This is a genomic window from Vibrio sp. Vb2960, from assembly GCF_033337665.1.
Taxonomy (GTDB): Bacteria; Pseudomonadota; Gammaproteobacteria; order Enterobacterales; family Vibrionaceae; genus Vibrio; species Vibrio alginolyticus.
In genome coordinates this window covers 1-20,484 of record NZ_JAWORD010000005.1, presented here as the reverse complement: position 1 = coordinate 20,484, position 20,484 = coordinate 1, and the positions used below count along the sequence as shown (strand labels likewise).

General features: G+C 44.4%; 11 protein-coding genes. 7 read left to right on the top strand and 4 right to left on the bottom strand.

The annotated features are described in order from the left end of the window. Nucleotides 1-20: 20 nt before the first annotated feature. Complete coding sequence (locus tag R7O03_RS05625; protein WP_005377400.1) at nucleotides 21-770, top strand: amino acid ABC transporter ATP-binding protein; 750 nt, start codon at nucleotides 21-23, stop codon at nucleotides 768-770. A 249-nt stretch (nucleotides 771-1,019) separates the two neighbouring features. Next, nucleotides 1,020-1,682 (top strand): Bax inhibitor-1/YccA family protein, encoded by a 663-nt coding sequence (locus R7O03_RS05620; protein WP_025766607.1) that lies wholly within the window; start codon nucleotides 1,020-1,022, stop codon nucleotides 1,680-1,682. Between the two features lie 76 nt (nucleotides 1,683-1,758). Here the strand turns inward: R7O03_RS05620 and R7O03_RS05615 are convergent, their stop codons facing one another. Beyond that, a complete protein-coding gene (locus R7O03_RS05615; RefSeq protein WP_005377398.1) occupies nucleotides 1,759-2,133 on the bottom strand; it encodes a chromosome partitioning protein ParB in 375 nt (124 codons plus the stop codon). 908 nt (nucleotides 2,134-3,041) lie between these two features. On the opposite strand from R7O03_RS05615, the gene R7O03_RS05610 reads away from it, so the two are divergent. Beyond that, complete coding sequence (locus R7O03_RS05610; protein WP_005377396.1) at nucleotides 3,042-3,371, top strand: TusE/DsrC/DsvC family sulfur relay protein; 330 nt, start codon at nucleotides 3,042-3,044, stop codon at nucleotides 3,369-3,371. 2 nt (nucleotides 3,372-3,373) lie between these two features. Here the strand turns inward: R7O03_RS05610 and yccX are convergent, their stop codons facing one another. Further along, on the bottom strand, nucleotides 3,374-3,646 hold the full coding sequence (gene yccX / locus R7O03_RS05605) for an acylphosphatase (RefSeq protein ID WP_017634611.1): 273 nt from the start codon (nucleotides 3,644-3,646) through the stop codon (nucleotides 3,374-3,376). A gap of 90 nt (nucleotides 3,647-3,736) precedes the next feature. Between yccX and R7O03_RS05600 the strand changes: the two genes are divergently transcribed. Further along, nucleotides 3,737-5,140, top strand: a complete 1,404-nt coding sequence (locus R7O03_RS05600) for a methyl-accepting chemotaxis protein (RefSeq protein ID WP_053304484.1) — start codon at nucleotides 3,737-3,739, stop codon at nucleotides 5,138-5,140. Nucleotides 5,141-5,301: 161 nt separating this feature from the next. Continuing rightward, entirely contained in the window at nucleotides 5,302-6,495 is a 1,194-nt protein-coding gene (locus R7O03_RS05595) for a class I SAM-dependent methyltransferase (protein WP_171344715.1), read from the top strand. Between the two features lie 70 nt (nucleotides 6,496-6,565). Here R7O03_RS05595 and R7O03_RS05590 read toward each other — a convergent pair whose 3' ends face one another. Beyond that, on the bottom strand, nucleotides 6,566-13,486 hold the full coding sequence (locus R7O03_RS05590) for a Calx-beta domain-containing protein (protein ID WP_318131570.1): 6,921 nt from the start codon (nucleotides 13,484-13,486) through the stop codon (nucleotides 6,566-6,568). Nucleotides 13,487-13,887: 401 nt separating this feature from the next. Between R7O03_RS05590 and R7O03_RS05585 the strand changes: the two genes are divergently transcribed. Together R7O03_RS05585 and R7O03_RS05580 are read left to right on the top strand one after the other, a co-directional pair. Beyond that, nucleotides 13,888-15,204: a TolC family outer membrane protein gene (locus R7O03_RS05585; RefSeq protein ID WP_318131569.1), complete on the top strand. Its 1,317-nt coding sequence runs from the start codon at nucleotides 13,888-13,890 to the stop codon at nucleotides 15,202-15,204. Nucleotides 15,205-15,206: 2 nt separating this feature from the next. Further along, a complete protein-coding gene (locus tag R7O03_RS05580) occupies nucleotides 15,207-15,821 on the top strand; it encodes an OmpA family protein (protein ID WP_318131568.1) in 615 nt (204 codons plus the stop codon). 88 nt (nucleotides 15,822-15,909) lie between these two features. Here R7O03_RS05580 and R7O03_RS05575 read toward each other — a convergent pair. Continuing rightward, nucleotides 15,910-20,484: Ig-like domain-containing protein (locus R7O03_RS05575; RefSeq protein WP_318131567.1), on the bottom strand; the 4,575-nt coding region annotated here is incomplete at its 5' end.

Here is a 20,484-nt window from a genome sequence, read left to right as displayed (position 1 = left end):
ATCAAGATCAAGGACGTATTATGACGCAACAACAAGACTACATGATCCAATTGAAGGACATGAATAAATGGTATGGTGAGTTTCACGTACTAAAAAATATTAACCTCGACGTTAAGCGCGGCGAGAAAATCGTTATCTGTGGTCCATCAGGGTCGGGAAAATCAACGATGATTCGCTGTATTAACCGTCTTGAAGAGCACCAAGCAGGCAGCATTTACGTCTCTGGTACGGAATTAACTGAAGACTTAAAGAACATTGAAGCAGTGCGCCGAGAAGTGGGCATGTGCTTTCAACACTTTAATCTCTTCCCTCATTTAACCGTACTGGAAAACTGTACGCTCGCGCCTATCTGGGTGAAGAAGATGCCAAAAGATGAGGCAGAAGCAGTTGCGATGAAATATCTGGAACGTGTAAAAATTCCAGACCAAGCGGAGAAGTATCCCGGTCAGTTGTCTGGTGGTCAGCAACAACGTGTGGCGATTGCTCGCTCTTTGTGTATGAACCCTAAAGTCATGCTTTTTGATGAGCCAACATCTGCACTCGACCCGGAAATGGTTCGCGAAGTACTGGATGTAATGGTCGAACTCGCCGAGGAAGGCATGACTATGCTATGTGTGACACATGAAATGGGCTTTGCTAAAGAAGTTGCCGATCGCGTGATATTCATGGACGCAGGAGAGATCATCGAAGAAAACAACCCGGTCGACTTCTTTGAGAATCCTCAATCGGATAGGACCCAAAACTTCCTAGCGCAAATCTTACACCACTAAGATTTAGCCGAATCGACATAAAAAAGCACTGGTTTCTATGAAGCCAGTGCTTTTTGTTACTAAATTCAAAAATCTGTGTAAGAATCAACATAGCTATGCTAAGCAGTAATATTGTGTTACAAGTTGCCAAATACATAACATCTTATTTCTATTATTATTTTATCTAAGTTACGTATGGTTAGGGCTTGATTTTTTGAACTTTCAATCCCATAAATGTACTTAAAAGAAAGTCTCTTATCGAGGAAGATTATGAACAGTCCAATGTTTACCCGCACTTCAACTCAAGAAAGTGCTCTACAAACGAACAAAGTATTGCGTAATACTTACGCTCTACTTTCAATGACACTTTTATGGTCGGCAGTCGTTGCTGGCGTTGCAATGGCATTTAACCTTCCACATCCAGGTATCATCCTAATGCTGGTTGGTTTCTACGGCCTATTATTCTTAACAGAAAAAAACCGTAACAACAGTCTTGGCCTTGTGTTTACGTTCCTATTTACTGGCTTCTTAGGTTACACCGTTGGCCCTATTCTAAACATGTACATCGGTGCAGGCATGGGCGATATCGTATTAACCGCACTCGGTGGTACGGCACTATCTTTCATGGCAGCATCGGCATACGCACTAACAACGAAACGTGACCTATCGATGATGGGTGGCTTAATGCTATCACTATTTGTTGTGCTGGTTGTGGGCATGATTGCAAGCTTCTTTATTCAATCAACCCTGTTACACTTGGCGTTGAGCAGCTTGTTTATCATTTTCTCTACTATGGCGATCCTGATGACAACACAAAGCATTATTCGTGGCGGTGAAACAAACTATATCTCTGCGACAGTAACTTTGTATGTATCAATCTACAACATCTTCATCAGCCTACTAAGCATTCTAGGTATTATGAACGACGATTAATCGTTTCTCGTTAAGTAGAATCAAAAAGCCCGAAGGTAATTCCTTCGGGCTTTTTCTTTGTGTGCAATTCAGTGTATTACGCCTGCTCTACTGACAACTCGATAACTTCGTCAGCTTCTGGGTTTTCTCTAAAGCGTCTCACTTTGATCGTTTCCTCTCCTAACATGATTTGCTTGGCGATTCGGTGCATACCGTCAAAAACACGATAGTCACTGGTTAAGATTACCGGATACGACAAATCAGCATTGTTGATTCGTTGGCAATGTTTTGCAATTTCGCGGCAGGTTGGCTGTGGCCCTTCATGACTAAACCAAGTCACTTCATTTGGGCCTTTGATATCATCAATCGAAATTTCTTCTACAGGTAAGGATTCTGCAAGTTGCCAAATACGCTCGATGGACCAAGTGGATTTTACATTGTCATTAATCTCAATGTAACGTTGTTTCGACATGACTAACTCCTTGTCATCATTGTTGTTTCTAACCTGAATACAGGCTTTCATTAATCCAATGAGAATATCGGTCTATGAAAACAAACACAACGTTTAAGCTATTAATTCTCAAACAATCGCTATATCGCTTGTATGAGCGCTTTATAATCACCTCTCTCAGTTTGTAAACTGATTTCAGGGTATAACTTGTCTTAATTCAAACCGCGACTTCGCAATCGCTCATCGACTGATGACAAGAAGCAAAATACTCCAAACGCAACCCACCAATAACCGAACATCTTGAGCGCGGGCAACCAGACTACTGATTTACCAGCTACGCTAAAAAATATGTAGGCCGACATCATCGGTGTCACTAACATGACTCCCCAAGTCAAAAAAAGTAACGGCCCATAGATGTACTGCAACCAAGCATACTTCGGTTTTATAGGATTATGTTTTACAAATCCCGTCAGACATAGAAAAGAGAAAATGCTAAAGCATGCTTGCAGTACCGCCCATCCAATGGAAACGAAAAGATTCGACCACTCCATACACTCCTGAATTGCTCCGTGTTGTTGTTAAGCATGGGTGAACATAACGATTTTTTTCAATTTATTCTTTTGATTTAAAACTAGTTTATATTCGTTGTGATCGACTTATCTAAAACAATAAATATAACTGACAAATCAATCACACCAAGTGAATTGCATAACAATGCAAAACCACCGATATCAACCCCGAAAATTTTCTAACAACACGAATAAAAAAACAAATTTATGCTTAAAATATAATTTAAGAGTATTCAGTTATAGGCCACTACTTTGTACGCTTTTGCTTCGCTCGGCACTACTTCGAGATTCTTTTGTTGAGAACATTCTCGGCTGTCGCTAATCTATAAACATCCATGTTTACTTAACGGATAAAACGTTATGTTCGTTTACAACGGCAAAGAAATTGAAACGGATGCTCAAGGCTACTTATTGGATCATACTCAATGGGAAGAAGGTATGATTGAGCTTTTAGCAAAAGAAGAAGACATCGAGCTTACGGATGCTCATTTGGAAGTTGTGCATTTTGTGCGAGACTTTTATGAAGAGTTTAATACCTCCCCTGCAGTGCGTATGCTTGTGAAAGCGATGGAAAAAGCGCACGGCCCAGAAAAAGGTAACAGTAAGTATCTATTCAAGCTGTTTAAAAAGGGGCCAGCCAAACAAGCAACCAAATTAGCCGGCCTACCAAAGCCAGCTAAATGCTTGTAGATTCATAAAATTTTAAAACCGCGTAACGGCTTATACGACGCAGGTTCCTGCATCACATGCTCTACTGTTGCCGTTCGCGGTCCTTCTTGTAACCATTCCGAAAACGCAACTATTTGCGCGTCTGTTCCACACGCCATCACTTCAACATCACCATTGTTTAGGTTCTTCGCATAACCTGTTAACCCTAGCTTCAATCCTTGATGGGAAGTATGGTAACGAAAGCCCACGCCTTGAACATGACCTTTTACTATAAATCTCTCACACTTTACGTTCATCTTTGTACCGCTTCTTTTTACTGAGTGATATATTCTTTTCGTCTATTCACCCCACTAAGGATAGTGGGTTTTTGCACGGTTATTATAATTATGAAAGAAATTCCATTCCGCTGGATTGATAAGTATCTCATTCACTTAAAGATTCAAGAAAAGTTCTATTTGCTCTTCGTTCTCCCTCTTCTTGCTTTAGTCATTCTCACTCTCGTCCTTAATAGCGCGGCTAATACACTGATCTCAAGTATGTACCAAGAAGAGCTCATGCTTATGAAAGGTCTGATAGAGGCAGGCAACCTTTCTCAATCTCAAGTAGCAAGCCTCATAGCGGGTTCAGAAACCGTTTCTATTGGCTCAGGGCCGCAATCCGTGTCAGTTTTAAATGGTGCGTACAGCTTGGTTGCAAACCATGAACTTTCTTTATGGACTGCCCTATCAACGACTCAAGTGAGCATCATCTGTGTGAGCTTGTTTATTCTCGCTCTTGGCGTTTACTACATCATGACGTTTATTGGCGGCGCGATGTTCACGATGAACAAAGCATTAAACACTCTTGCTGGTGGCGACCTAACTGCGAGAATGAACTTCTTCCCTGTTCGCGACGAGTTTAGTGAAATTGCTATTACGATAGACAAAGTTGCAGAACGAGAGCAACAAATGGTGCTGTCGATTCAAGAGTCTGTGGCTTTAATGCAACAAATTAGCTCAGACCTGAATCAATCGATTCATCACAGTTCAGATATTTCAGCGACTCAGCAGGAACACCTCAACTCTCTTGCTAGTGCAACGGAACAAATGGCATCAACGATTCGAGAAGTCGCGACACTAGCTCACGATTCAAGCACGCAAACCGATGATGCGCGAAACGTGGCTCAGTCTGGACAAGTGAAAGTTGAGAATACGCTTCACTCGATTTCGAACCTCTCTAATGAGATTCAATCTGCGTCTCAAGCCGTTGCCGAGTTAGATGCCAATGCAGCACAAATTGATGAAGTAGTGACAACAATCAATGGGATCTCCGAGCAAACCAACCTACTTGCTCTGAACGCGGCTATTGAAGCTGCACGTGCTGGAGAACAAGGTCGTGGATTTGCGGTCGTTGCGGATGAGGTTCGCGCTCTTGCGGGACGCACTCAGCAAGCGACAGTTGAAATCCAAACGATGATTGAGTCGTTACAGCGTAACAGCCAATCACTTACTAAGCTGATGGAAGTTACAGTTAATAATGCAAATGAGGGACAAAACCTCATGACGGAAGTGAATCACGAAATCGGCTCTTTGGCAGATAAAAATCAAACTATCTCCGACAGTAGCATTCAAATTGCAACAGCAGCTGAAGAGCAAGGTGTAGTCGCGGACAATATCGCCTCAAGCGTTGAAGAAATTCGAGTTCAAGCAGATAACGTGTGCAATATGATAAGCACGACTTCACAAAACGTTGATCAACTGCGTAAGCAAAGCGACACAATGGAAGCACTACTTACTGGACTTAAAGCATAGCAACGGAATCTGTTACAGCAAATTCAAATAAAAGGGTCACTTTAGTGACCTTTTTTGTATTTAAAAGTCACTACAATGTACTGGATTGCCGAGGGATATTGCTTTTACCATTCACATCCCGGACAATACGCCCCTTTCAAAATTCAACAAGAGCTAATGAAATGACAGCTGCTATCTATTTGGTTAAAGGTCGTGAGAAATCGGTCAAGCGCAAGCACCCTTGGATCTTCTCTCGAGGCATCAACAAAGTTGAGGGCGAACCTGCTCTTGGCGAAACGGTTGATGTATTCACTCACGACGGTAAATGGCTAGCTAAGGCGGCATATTCGCCAGCTTCACAAATTCGTGCTCGTATTTGGAGTTTTGAGAAAGAAGAAATCGACACCGCGTTTTTCGTTAAACGACTTAAAGACGCACAACTTCTTCGTGAAGACATTATCGAACGTGATGGCCTTACTGGTTATCGCCTTATCGCAGCAGAGTCTGACGGCTTACCTGGCGTTACGATCGACCGTTACCAAAATTTCTTTGTGTGCCAACTTCTCAGTGCTGGCGCAGAACACAATAAGCAGGCTATTGTTGACGCTCTGGTTGAGTGCTTCCCTGATTGTAATGTGTACGAGCGCTCTGACGTGGCCGTTCGTAAAAAAGAAGGTTTAAAAGAGATCACGGGCGTTTTGCACGGCGAAGAGCCACCTAAATCGGTCGTCATCGAAGAAAATGGCGTAAAGATTAGTGTAGATATCGTTGGCGGACACAAAACAGGTTTCTACCTAGATCAACGTGATAGTCGCCAGCAAGCGATGAAATATATGAAAGGCAAAGAAGTTCTTAACTGCTTCTCTTACACAGGTGGCTTCGGACTTTACGCTCTAAAAGGTGATGCAAAGCGTGTGATTAACGCTGACGTGTCACAACCTGCTTTAGATACCGCAAAATTCAACGCAGAACTAAACGAGTTTGATATTTCAAAGAAGCGTGCCGTGTTCCTAAATGCAGACGTGTTTAAGCTGCTTCGTGAGTATCGTGATCAAGGAACTCAGTTCGATGTTGTGATCATGGACCCACCGAAGTTCGCAGAGAGCAAAGCACAACTAAACGGCGCATGTCGTGGTTACAAAGACATCAACATGCTAGCAATGCAAATTCTAAAACCGGGCGGCACGCTACTGACCTACTCTTGCTCTGGCTTGATGGATCAAGTTCTGTTCCAGAAAATCATCGCTGATGCAGCCGTAGACGCTAACCGCCAAGTAAAGTTTGTGGAGCGTTTTGAACAAGCCGCTGACCACCCAACCGATACCGCATATCCAGAAGGTTTCTACTTAAAAGGTTTTGCATGTAAAGTGCTTTAATTATTGCCTGAACTTACTGCATTACTAAATGAAAAACGGAGCTTTCGCTCCGTTTTTCATTTTGAATCATTTACTCTCGTAATTGTTCAAGATTAGAAATCAAACTATTGGCAATATCAGAAGCAGAAGCTCCGTCAAAATTAACCTCCAACTGTTGTCCATCTTTATTTATGGTCAGAGTTGAGTTACCTCCACTTTCAGTCACCGCCACCGTGATATCATCCACGCTTCCGTGATAATCGCCAGAGCCGAGATCATCAAGTAATGTGGAAATATCAGTACCACTCATATCATCAAATACATCGGTAAAATCGAGCTGATCCCCGTCACTGAAATCCGTCACGGTGTCAGTTGCGGATTGCATCTCTGTCCACTTGAAGATGTCATCACCTCCGCCACCAGTCAAAATATCATTACCTAGACCACCAATTAGAATATCATTACCATCGGTGCCTACAAGAACATCATCTTGGTCTGTTCCCATGATGATATTAGGCTCTTGCTGTAACGAAGCAGTCTGTGTACCGAAAGCGGTCACTGTTTCAAAAGAGACATTGTTAAAATCAATATCAACGGTTGCAGTGGTATCGCTTTCTAAACCATCTGAGTCAATCGCTTTGTAATCAAACGAGTCGTTTACATTATTAAAACTTGTAATCTGAGTACCAACTAGAGTAAAGCTGGCTTTATCACTTGAACTGTCTGTTTCAGGGAACAAGCGAATCTCATCAAAACTGCCATTACTTAGCGATACGTCAGCGTAACCTTCTTGATTACCAGTAAATACGATGTCACTGGTGTGTATGGTTTGTATATCAACAAGAGTATCGCCCATATAAAAGTATGCTTGAATCCAAGCGCCGCCACTGTTAAACCTATCATTCAAGCTTGCTAGGTTTAACCTTGCTTCTTTAGCTTCAAGCCCTTCATCTAATTCAATGGCAATGAACTCACTCGTACTAATTTCATCCCCTTGGCCAGTTTCGCCCGGTGACACTACAACTAAACCTACCTGCTGAGCGGCAAAGTCAACCTTGATTTGAGCATTATTGATAAAGTCACCATTACCATCAATGGTTCCTCCAAAGAAACTTAAACCGTTAACATCGACTGAATCGGCAATGAAGTCTTTAGAAAATTCATCGAGTAAATCTTGGGAATCAAAGCTTTGCTCATCAAAGAAATCTTCCGTTAGTGCATATCTGACTTCCGTAGTTTCTGGAATCACATCACCAATGTCCAATATGACTTCATTGTTCTGATCATCCAAGTAATAGAGATAGCCATAGTCTGGAAGCGTCGTGACACAGATGCTCGTTTCTTTATCATCTTGAAGATCAAAGTCATCTTCAAAGTCTTGCGCATGTGGTGCAAAGTCAATTAAAGCGTCTCCTCCCACACTAAGGTCAACCGAAATGCCAAAGTCTTCTACTGTCGGAGGTGTATTGTCATCATCAATAATCGTACCAAGGCCTGACGCTGCAGGTGATTGCCCTTGAATCGAACCAGTTAAAACAAAGTTTTCTGAAGATTCATAAATCTGGTCTTCAACAGTGTTTACCGTAACACTAAAGTTAGTATCACTCGCAGGTACCGAGACATCAAACGTTCCATCAGGGTTTACCGCAATAACTTCCGTCGTGTTATCAGCATAAGTAATGGTCACACTCGTAGCGTTAAAATCATCTCCAGCGACAGCGGTTCCGTCTAAGAGAGACATACTAACCATAATCGCAACCGCACTTGCATTACTCAGTGTAACGTTAAATTTCGCATCGTTACCTTCCACCACTTGAATATCCGTAATTTCAGTGACAGTTGGTATGTCTGCATCATCGTTAATCGTTACGGTACCGACCGCAGCAGTTGTTTGCACAGTAGTGGCACCGGATAATGTAAAGTTCTCATCACCCTCATAAATATCATCGTTTAACGTCACCATAGTAACGCTAAATGTTGTGTCTAACGCTGGTACAATGACATCAAACGTACCATCTGGGTTCACTGAAATAACGTCGGTACTACTATCAGCGTAGGTAACGGTTACTGTCGTATTTGTATAATCCGAACCTCCTTCAGCTGTCCCATTTGCTAATGTCATATTAACAACGGTGTTTGTGGTACTTGCATTGCTTAAAGTGACTTCAAGCGTTGCCAGCTCACCTTCACTAACTATGGCATCCGTAATCGCTGCTACAGTCGGGCGGTCATCATCAGGATCTGGTCCTGGGCCACTACCATCATCAACAATAGTACCGGTACCAATCACAGAGCCAACTTGGTTATCAGTGTTACCTGATAACGTAAAGGTTTCAGGTCCTTCGAATAAGTCATCATCTGTTGTACTTACAGAAACACTATAAGTCGTATCATTTGCGGGCACATCGACAATAAAGCTGCCATCTGGATTTACCGTAACGACTTCTATGCCGCCACTCTCATAAGTAATTGTTACTGAAGTATCGGTGTAATCCACACCGCCTTCTGCTGATCCGTCAGTCAGCATCATATTGACAGTGGTGTTGGTGGTGCTTTCATTACTCAACGTTACATCTAGTGTTGCAATATCACCTTCGTTTACCGTTGTAGAGGTAATCGCTGCCACTGTTGGACGATCGTCATCTGGATCAGGTCCTGGCCCCGAACCATCATCAAGAAGAGTCCCTGTGCCCATTGCAGATGTAATTTGAGTGGCAGTTTTACCCGAGAGTGTTAAAGTCTCTGCGCCTTCGAATAGGTCATCATCAATAGTATTGACTGTGACGCTGAATGAGACGTCGTTCGCGGGAACTGAAACATCAAATGTTCCGTTTGCGTTGACAGTAATGACATCTGTTGAGTTATCCGCATAGGTAACTGTAACCGATGTATTGATGTAGTCTATGCCCCCCTCTGCGCTACCATCAGCGAGCACCATATTGACCAAACTTTCACTATCACTAGGGTTACTTAAAGTAACATCAAAAATGATAGGTTCACCTTCATTAACCACTTCACTAGAAATAGAGGCAACGCTGACTGTATCGTTATCAAGAATCGTTACCGTGCCTATAACCGGAGTTGTTTGTATCTCGGTCTGTCCAATTAATGTGAAATTTTCATCGCTTTCGAACAGCTCATCGTCGGTGGTACTTATCACAACGTCAAAGGTCATATCACCAGCTGGTACGGACACATTAAATGTACCATCAGGGTTCACAGGGATAACGTCTGATGAACTATCTGCATAGGTAACAGTAACAGACGATTTGGTGTAATCTACCCCTCCCTCTGCTGTGCCATCATTAAGTGTCAGATTAACGAGAGTATCCGTAGTGCTTAGGTTACTCAAAGTGACAACCAACGTCGCAGACTCACCTTCGTTTACGGTTGTATCACTAATTGCCGCAACAACCGGACGGTCATCATCCGGATCGGGTCCAGGGCCACTACCGTCATCCACTATCGTTGCTGTACCCGTATCGCTGCCTTGTACCGCCCCAATGCCAGTCACCGTCACACTGAAATCTTCAGGGCCTTCATAAACGGTGTCATCAATGGAAGCGATACGCACATCAAATTCGGTTTGCCCGGCTGGCACCGTCACCACGCCATCATTTGGCACTGCAACCCAACCACTTCCCGTGTTGTATTCTAAGGTACCTAAGTCACCGGCTTCGGTGTCACCTAAGTTGAGGCCAAGTTCCACTTGAACTGCAGATTCGGAGGCATTCGATAAGGTGACTTTGAAGTTCGCAGTCTCACCCTCATTAATAATGCCAGCATCGGTAATAGTCACACTTGGACGGTCATCATCCGGATCAGGGCCCGGGCCACTGCCATCATCCACTATCGTTGCTGTACCCGTATCACTGCCTTGCACCGCCCCGATGCCGGTTACTGTCACACTGAAATCTTCAGGGCCTTCATAAACGGCATCATCAATGGAAGCGATACGCACATCAAACTCGGTTTGCCCGGCTGGCACCGTCACCACACCATCATTTGGCACTGCAACCCAACCACTTCCCGCGTTGTATTCTAAGGTACCTAAGTCACCGGCTTCAGTGTCACCCAAGTTGAGGCCTAGCTCGACTTGAACAGTGGACTCGGAGGCATTCGACAGCGTCACTTTGAAGTTCGCCGTATCACCCTCATTAATCGTGCCAGCGTCAGTGATGGTCACATTCGGGCGGTCATCATCCGGATCGGGACCTGGACCACTACCGTCATCCACTATCGTCGCCGTCCCCGTATCGCTGCCTTGTACTGCGCCAATGCCAGTCACAGTCACGCTGAAATCTTCAGGGCCTTCATAAACGGCGTCATCAATGGAAGCAATGCGTACATCAAACTCGGTTTGCCCCGCTGGCACCGTCACCACGCCATCGTTTGGCACTGCAACCCAACCACTTCCGGTGTTGTATTCTAAGGTATCTAAGTCACCGGCTTCGGTATCGCCGAGATTAAGCCCCAGCTCCACTTGCGTTTCCGCTTCAGACGCGTTCGATAAGGTGACTGTGAAGTTCGCCGTATCACCCTCATTAATGGTGCCAGCATCGGTAATAGTCACATTCGGGCGGTCATCATCCGGATCAGGGCCTGGACCCGTGCCGTCATCCACAATCGTTGCCGTACCGGTATCGCTGCCTTGCACTGCGCCAATGCCAGTCACCGTCACGCTGAAATCTTCTGGGCCTTCATAAACGGCGTCATCAATGGAAGCGATGCGCACATCAAATTCGGTTTGCCCGGCTGGCACCGTCACCACGCCATCGTTTGGCACTGCAACCCAACCGCTTCCCGTGTTGTATTCTAAGGTACCTAAGTCACCGGCTTCAGTGTCACCCGAGTTGAGGCCTAGCTCGACTTGAACAGTGGACTCGGAGGCATTCGATAGCGTCACTTTGAAGTTCGCCGTATTCCCCTCATTGATGGTGCCAGCGTCTGAAATAGTCACGCTTGGACGGTCATCGTCCGGATCAGGACCTGGGCCACTGCCATCATCCACAATCGTTGCTGTGCCCGTATCACTGCCTTGCACCGCCCCGATGCCGGTTACTGTCACACTGAAATCTTCAGGGCCTTCATAAACGGCGTCATCAATGGAAGCGATACGCACATCAAATTCGGTTTGCTCGGCTGGCACGGTCACCACGCCATCATTTGGTACTGCAACCCAACCGCTTCCGGTGTTGTATTCTAAGGTACCTAAGTCACCGGCTTCGGTATCGCCAAGATTAAGACCCAGTTCCACCTGCGTTTCCGCTTCAGACGCGTTCGATAAGGTGACTTTGAAGTTCGCAGTCTCACCCTCATTAATGGTGCCAGCATCCGTAATAGTCACACTTGGGCGGTCATCGTCCGGATCTGGACTCGGACCACTGCCATCATCCACTATCGTCGCCGTCCCTGTATCGCTGCCTTGTACCGCCCCAATGCCAGTCACCGTCACACTGAAATCTTCAGGGCCTTCATAAACGGCATCATCAATAGAAGCAATGCGCACATCAAACTCGGTTTGCCCGGCTGGCACGGTCACCACGCCATCATTTGGTACTGCAACCCAACCACTTCCCGTGTTGTATTCTAAGGTACCTAAGTCACCGGCTTCGGTATCGGCGAGATTAAGACCCAACTCCACTTGCGTTTCCGCTTCAGACGCGTTCGATAAGGTGACTTTGAAGTTCGCAGTCTCACCCTCATTAATGGTGCCAGCATCGGTAATAGTCACGCTTGGGTGGTCATCATCCGGATCAGGGCCTGGGCCACTGCCGTCATCCACTATCGTCGCCGTACCCGTATCGCTGCCTTGCACTGCCCCAATGCCAGTTACTGTCACACTGAAATCTTCAGGGCCTTCATAAACGGTGTCATCAATGGAAGCGATACGCACATCAAATTCGGTTTGCCCGGCAGGCACCGTCACCACACCATCATTTGGCACTGCAACCCAGCCACTTCCCGTGTTGTATTCTAAGAGACCTAAGTCACCGGCTTCGGTGTCACCTAAGTTGAGAGTCAGTTCAACCTCAACATCTATAGCTGATGGATTAGATAACGACACTTTAAAGCTAGCCGTTTCACCCTCATTAACTATCCCTGCATCGCTCATCGTTACCGTTGGGCGATCATCATCAGGACTTAAACCTGGCCCACTACCATCATCAACAATGGTTGCCACCCCGGTTGCAGGTGTATTTTGTTCTTCTGTTGTGCCAGAAAGCGTAAACGTTTCTGGGCCTTCGAATATAGAGTCATCTATAGAGTCGAGAGAAACCGTAAACCCGCTTTCACCTAATGGGACCGAGACTGTAAAAGTACCGTTATCATCAACCAAGATTTCTTCCGTTGTACCATCAGAAAATGTTATGAGAACACGCTCATTAACGTAGTCACTTCCGCTCTCGTCAGTTGAACCGCCAGTTGCGGTGCCATCAAGTAGCGACAAAGTGACATCAGTATTGTCCTCTGTTGCTTGGTTTAAAGTAATATCGAATACAACCTGATCACCTTCGTTGATAGTCGGACTGGATATTTCCTGAACAATTATCGTTGCAGGAATGGGGGTTGCTGTTGGTTCTGGTGGTTGTATTTGGAGAATATCGAGTAGCGTCTCTACTTGAGTACTTGAAAATCCTGTTCCGTCAGTTCCCACTGTCTCAAAACTGGTACTAGCGAGTAATTCAGCACCTGTGCGATCTATAGCTCCCGTATTCTGTGGGCTAGACCCGTTTCCTTCACCTGCAGCAGGTTCAAACTCTTCACCCAGCTCTGTCGGGTCTTCCCCACTCGCAATTGCTTCAATTAACGCAGTGATATCATCAGTTACATTTATTGAACTTCCTTGTGGTGTCACCTGCTCGATAACAAGTTCAGAAGTATCTGATACTTCATCGATTATTAACTCTCCTGGTTGAGGTAGTTGACCCTGACCTAAAGTCCTAATCTCCCCGTCCAACCCGATAACGACAATGTTGCCCGCCAATGAGCTAAAAGTTACACGTTCCATATCTACCTCGCCCCACTTCAAACCAAGTCAAAAGTTTGTCACCCCTACATTTACGTCTATAGTTTAGTCAAAATCATCATATTTTCGTTGTATGTGTAGCTTGTAGGACGTTTGATAACTCTATGGGCAGAGTTACAAAAAAGCGCAGAGTGACACAGGCCGTGAAACGCTATGATATTAAGAATTCAAGCTTTTCTCCGAGCTAAACTTGCTATGTTGCTAAGCAACATTCGACATATGTGCTAAGGTTTTAAAAGGCGAAATCTTGGATTTTTGAAACAAAAGCTTTGTTTTAACAGTAGGTTGATAAATCCCTTACTCAAGCACTGTTATTTATGATGTTTCGTCTCAGTAATGAGATGAAATAGCAAAAAGCAACACGAATTTTTAGGAGAAATACCGTGAAATGGAACCGACTAAATATTGCTTGCTGCTGTAGTTTAATGGTGTCTATACCCGTTTTCGGTCAAACTTTAGAGCAAGCCGTGGCATTGACGTTAAAAAACAACCCTGACATTAAGAGTGCATTTAATGAATTTACGAGCCGAAAATACGTAAATGACGCATCTTCGGGTGCTTACTTGCCCTCTATTGATCTAGATGCGGGTATTGGGTATGAAGGATTAGACCCTTCTGACGAGGTGGGACGTGGAGATACAGATTACACTCGAAAAGAAGCATCGGTGACACTAACCCAACTTATCTGGGACGGCAGTGCGACTCTTAATGATATCGACCGAACTGCAGCGGATGCTGAATCAGTAAGATTTCAACTTTTGGCCGACGCATCGGATAAAGCACTTGAAGTCACCAAAGTGTATCTAGACGCTGTAAAAGCTTACGAAATACTCAAGCTGTCTGAAAACAACCTGGCTGTTCACAAAGATATCTACAATGACATTAAAAAACGAGTCAACTCGGGTATCGGCTCTACCGCTGACTTAACGCAAGTAGAAGCACGTTTGGCAAAAGCACACGGCAACTTAGCCGCTGCTCAAAATAACCTGTATGACTCTCACACGATGTTCACTCGTTTAGTCGGTCAAACACCGCAAGGGCTAATCTTTCCGAGAGCGGACCAAAACTTTATTCCGTACACAATTGATGAAGCGGTAGGCTTGGCATTTGAACTGCACCCCGTTATTCAAGTCGCACTCGCAGACGTAGACTCGGCTAAGTTTCAATACAAACAGTCTAAAGGTGTTAACTACCCAACCATTTCCATTGAAGCTTCGCAAACATGGCGTGACGACGCTGATGGTTTAAAAGGTCGTAGTGATGAGACACTTGCCATGCTGCGCCTACGCTACAACCTATTCAATGGCGGCAGTGATGCAGCGAACTCAGAAAACTTCGCCTACCAGCTAAATAAAGCAAAAGACTTGCGTGAAGGTGCCTATCGCAATGTTGAAGAAGGGTTAAGACTTTCTTGGAGTGCGCTTGATTTAACATTACAACAAAAAGAGTTTCTATCAGATCATGTAGACTCTGCGTCTGAGACCGTAATTGCTTACGAGAAGCAATATCGCATCGGTAAACGGACACTCCTTGATCTATTGAACACTGAAAACGAGCTCTTTGAGGCGCGTAAAGACTACTTAGATTCTAAATACGCAGAGCAGTACGCCAAATATCGAGTGATGAACGCAACAGGTCAACTGTTGAGTGCATTAAGGGTCGAAATGCCTAAAGAATGGCTAGAAGAAGTGGAGTATTAATTATGAAACACATAACTCTTATTGCACTCTCATTGATGATTTCGGCATGCAGTTCATCCGATAAAGGCGATGAGTATGATTACATCGATACGCCAATTGCCGATCAGTGGGCTGATCATATAGATGATGACTCAGACGGTGTTATTAACGAGCGCGATTTGTGTCCGGGTACTCCTTTAGGAGCCGAGATAGATAACGATGGCTGCGGTTCGTATGTCGACTCCTCACAAGAAATGCAAATTCGAGTCCTATTTGCGAACGATTCCGATGTTATAAACCCTATCTTTACGCAACAAATTCGTGAGTTGTCCGATTTCTTGAAAGAGTACCCAAATACGTCTATCGAGATTCAGGGCTATGCTAGTCGCACTGGTACTGCAGAACACAATCTCGACTTATCCAAGCGCCGGGCTGAGAACGTTAGAAAAGAACTCATGACGAATGGTATTAATGGGGATAGAGTTACCATTGTGGGCTATGGAGACACAGTGCTTGCAACACAAGGAACCGACCAAGTGAGTCACGCGCTAAACCGTCGAGTAACCGCAACAGTGATTGGTCACAAGGGTGAAGTTAAGAAAGAATGGACCGTTTTCACTACACTTCCAAAAAGCTAACACAACCATAAACAGAACGTAAAAATAAAAGGTCTAGCAAATTGCTAGACCTTTTTTGATTTTCAATTTTACCTAAATGGTAACGCCACTACATATCTTTGTATTGCGCCTCTAAACTTGCAATCAAGCTTTGAGTCACATCATCAACACTTGCACCGTCAAAATGTATGTCTAATGTCGAGCTACCTTTTGTAATACTCAGGTTTGTCTCAGAGCTGCCATCTGGTGCTACTTCTACGTGATACTCTCCGACATCACCGGTATGATCACCTGATTGAAGATCATTAAGAAGCTCTCCAATTTCATCTTTAGATAAGTCATCAAAGAGATCAGAGAAGTCTAGAGTGTCTTCATCTTTATTGAAGTCAGTGACAGTGTCGCGTTCATTGGACACATCAATCCATTTAAAGATGTCTTCACCGTCCCCCCCTGTCAAAATATCATTGCCGAAACCACCGATTAAAATATCATTGTCTGCACCACCGAACAGCTTGTCGTCACCGCCTTGTCCAAACAAAATATCATCACCTGAACCACCAGAGATGGTGTCTGCTTGGTCGTAATAACGAGACTGTTCAAATTCTGCTTGGTTTTCAGTAATGTAGTGATGAACTTCTTCTTTGGTAACCAACGAAACATCCTTACCTAGTTGAGAAGCTACGTAGTTTTGCAGCGCGGAAACTCCTTGCTCACCATCGACGTCGAAACGCATGGCATCACCAAAAATAATGTCATTTCCATCAAGGCTGTTAATCTCATCTTTGCCTTGCATCAATGAAACTTCCTTACCAAGGATCACTTCTGCTAGTTGGTTTACATTTATGTTAGCTCTTACTACACCATCAGAGTCGAAGTTTTCTAACGAATCTTCATCTAAGTAGCGACCAAGACCTATCGAACGAACCTCACTAAATTCAGCCAATGCTTGATATGCGTTATTCGCTTGAGATAGAACATTATTTCCATAATCATCATAGACATATGAGTTAAGCATTCTCCCCACCTGTTCACCAGTAGAGAGCGAATACACCGCCCCGCGAAAATCTATGATTGTTTTATTGTTGTATGTGACTGTATCACCAAACCTGTAATCACTTGGCAAAACATCCGCTAGCGTCACTAACTTTTGTTCTGACACGCCAAGTACGACACCCTCCCAACCACTAAACCAACTCGTATTGTTATCCGTAGCTTGGTTTGGTTGACCATCAGATATGAAATAACTTAGGTTTGTTGCGCCACTATCGGCATTAGCAAACCAGTCTAGTGCAGATTGGAACCCGGCTTCATAATTTGTATTACCATCACCGATTTGTAAAATTGCATCCAATGTAGACTCTATTTGCGATGTTGCGTTGTCAGCACTCAAATCTAATTCAAGTACCTGAGAGCTACCAGTAGCAAATGTGGTCAATAAAACGTTCACTTTGCCCGAATGAGGGCCACTAGCACTTTCGGTAAGAGTATTCAGCACTGTTTTTAGCTCACCTAGCGCTAGACCAACGTCGTAACCCATGCTGCCTGATGTATCGAGCATAAAAGCAATGTTGTAGTCCTGCCCCTCGACAATCTGTAATCCTTGAACATCGCCAACAATCACATCATTGCTATCAGATCCAGCTATCTTGTTATCACCATGCGTACCGGAAACAAGATCATAATCTCGAACTGAAACAGAAGCCGTGTCCGTTCCCATTTGAGTATTGTTATTAACTTCAACACTTCCTGCCGTCGCTGTTACATCAAAATCTAACGAACCATTGTAATCGGCTGGTACAGTAATCGTACCGCTTAGTTGATGACTGGTTTGATTTGGTTCACTTGAAAGGTCAACCGTGTAAGAACCATCGCTGTTTTCAGTAACCGTTTTGCCATTCACCTCTAATGTTAGCCCTGAAGGAATTCCCGTTAAGGTGACGCTATCGTTAATGAATGACTCACTGCCATCCACATCGATAAGATCAAGGTTCAGCTCAAAAGAGACTTGCTGCTCTGTAAGTACAACATACTCTCCTGTGTTGTTATTTAGCTTGATAATGGCATCTTGGAAGATAAGTTGTTCAATTTCATAAAGGTGGTCACCCGACTCTTTATGAGTGCTCGAAACAACATCTTTTGTATCAATAAATCGGCTATCTTCGACAATCCAATACGGGACCTCTGAGTGGTCAGATGCAGGGTAATAGTTGAAGTTGTAATCAGACAACTTGCCAGAGTAAACAACTGTGTCCGTCTCCGCTTGATCATCTAATGAACCAATACCGCCATAGATAGAATCATTACCTCCTCCAGTCACAAAGATATCACTGCCTTGAGCATCAACGTTCGCACCTGCTTGTTGATCTCCGACAAAGCTCAGTGGCGATTCAGTGTCACCGCTTAGCATTAAGTCATTACCAACATGTCCGTTATTAAACGTTTGTGTCACCACATGTTCAAAGTCAAGCCCTGGTAAATTACTTGCCTCAAGCAGATCTTTAAGTTCTTCGTCTGTAGACCAGCTTCCGCCTAGTGTCACAGGTACAGACGTTACTGGACCGAAAGTAAGGTCAATCTTAATTGGGTCCGCGACAGGCTCTATGTCGATACTCAACGTACCTGAAGCAGAAGAATTGCCATCACTAACAGTGAAATGAATCTGCTCGTAAGTATCCAAGCCGTTCCCAACACCGTCTTTATCGAAAACATTTGCACCAGATTCATGTTCAGCAGGAACATAACGAACAAGACCATTTTCGATATCAGAAGCGAGCACACTTCCAGAAACCACTTCCCAACCATCAGAACCTTTCACTTGCAGTGAGCCATTTAGAGCAGAAGTGTCAAACTCAACACTTATACTACTATCAACGATGCCTAAATGTTCTAGTGTTATAACAATAGCTTCGTCTTCTAATCCGGAAATTTCGTTGCTTTGAACTGCTGGCGGAACATCATTATCATCAATATAGCCAACGCCAGACACATCTCCGACTTTAATCACAAGACTCTCTGTTGATTCAACCAACTGATCATCAATACTTGGAATGGTAATCTCAAAGCCATTCACTCCGGCTGGAACAATAAGGTATCCGCCCAAATACTTCACGCCATTAGTAAAAGTTGCGTTCGACAAATCAATGTCTTGAGAGCTCACACTAGAACCCTCTGCAGAGAAATCCACTTGATACTTAACGGTCTGATCTGTCGCGTTATTTAGTGAAACAGAAAACGTGACATTGTCACCCTCAACAACAGTAACACCTGCAATGCTCTCCACCACAGGTCCATTTTCCGCAACATTACCATCTAGTATTTCGTTAACGATATTGACCGTAGACGGATCACTAACTCCACTTTCAGAATCGACTGCCACATATCCAAAGCTATCTCCGGCAGGAATACCTTCTACATAACGTAACTCCCAGTTCCCTTCATTTTTCGTAGAAAAATCTAACTGAGTAATGACCGAACCTTCAGGAAGAGCTAGTTCTTGCCCAAAACCAACGCTTGTTTCTTGGAATAGCATGAAGTTGCCTTCAGGCTTCAAGAACTCGAACGTTTGAGTCTGTTCGATATTGTTTGAATCTAAATACGTAACCGTAATAAGCGCAGCGTTGTCATCACCGTAATCAAACAATCCACCTAATCCATCTAAGCCAAGGTTTACGCTGCCCACAGGGTTATTAGACAAATCGATCGTAATTGTCTCGCCTTTCTCAATACCCTGCCCATCATTGTCAGCAATACCGTTTCCGATATGTGACACTTGGCGGTTGTATTGAGCAAGTTCACCACTATCAGAAGATATAGTGATGGAGGAACCATTAACTAAATGCTCAGTACGGGAGTGTGATGGACCTCCGTCCTCACTTAGCCCCCAATTATTGAAATCTGTTGTAGACTCGGAACTATTTGGTGTATCTGGGCGATCCTTGATACCTAATAAGAAACCCACATTATCAGCTTCATAGTAAAGGCTATCTTTTTCATAAAGAGTGTCACTGACTTCTTTTATTTCATGCAGTTCACCGTTGTTATCTCTGAACAACAATGTTCCTGAGGTCGGTAGTTCAGTAATCTGCACATGCAAGTCGTTGCCATTTAAGTCATCTTCAATATCCGCTATATGATCCTGAGAGTCGCCATCACCTAAAGGTTTCGTATCAGTATCAAATACAACTTGCGTCACAGGCTTGTCAGTCACATGCGTAAAGTCCTCACTGTCAGGCTTGTCATTGACTGGCGTCACATCGACGTTCACCGTGGTGGACTCTGATACCCCACCGGACGTGACGATGTAGGTGAAGCTGTCTGCCCCGTGGTAGTTGTCGTTTGGCGTGTAAGTGACGCTGCCATCCGGGTTGACCGAGACCGTGCCGTTAGCTGGACCGTTATTGCTATCCAGCGACACCACTTTGTCGTCGCCTTCGAACGTGTCGTTATCTAAGACCTTGATGATGGTTGGCGTATCTTCCACAACCGTCGCTTTGTCTGCCACGATGTCCGCCACAGGGGCTACCGTGAAGTTCACCGTTTGGCTAACGCTTTCGCCGCTTGGATCGGTGGCCGTAAAGGTCAGCGCTTCTGAGCCGTTCCAGTCCGCGGTTGGAGTGAACGTAGCAATACCGTTGACGATCGCCACTTGAATGTTGCTGTTGCCAGCAACGCTGAAGCTCAGATC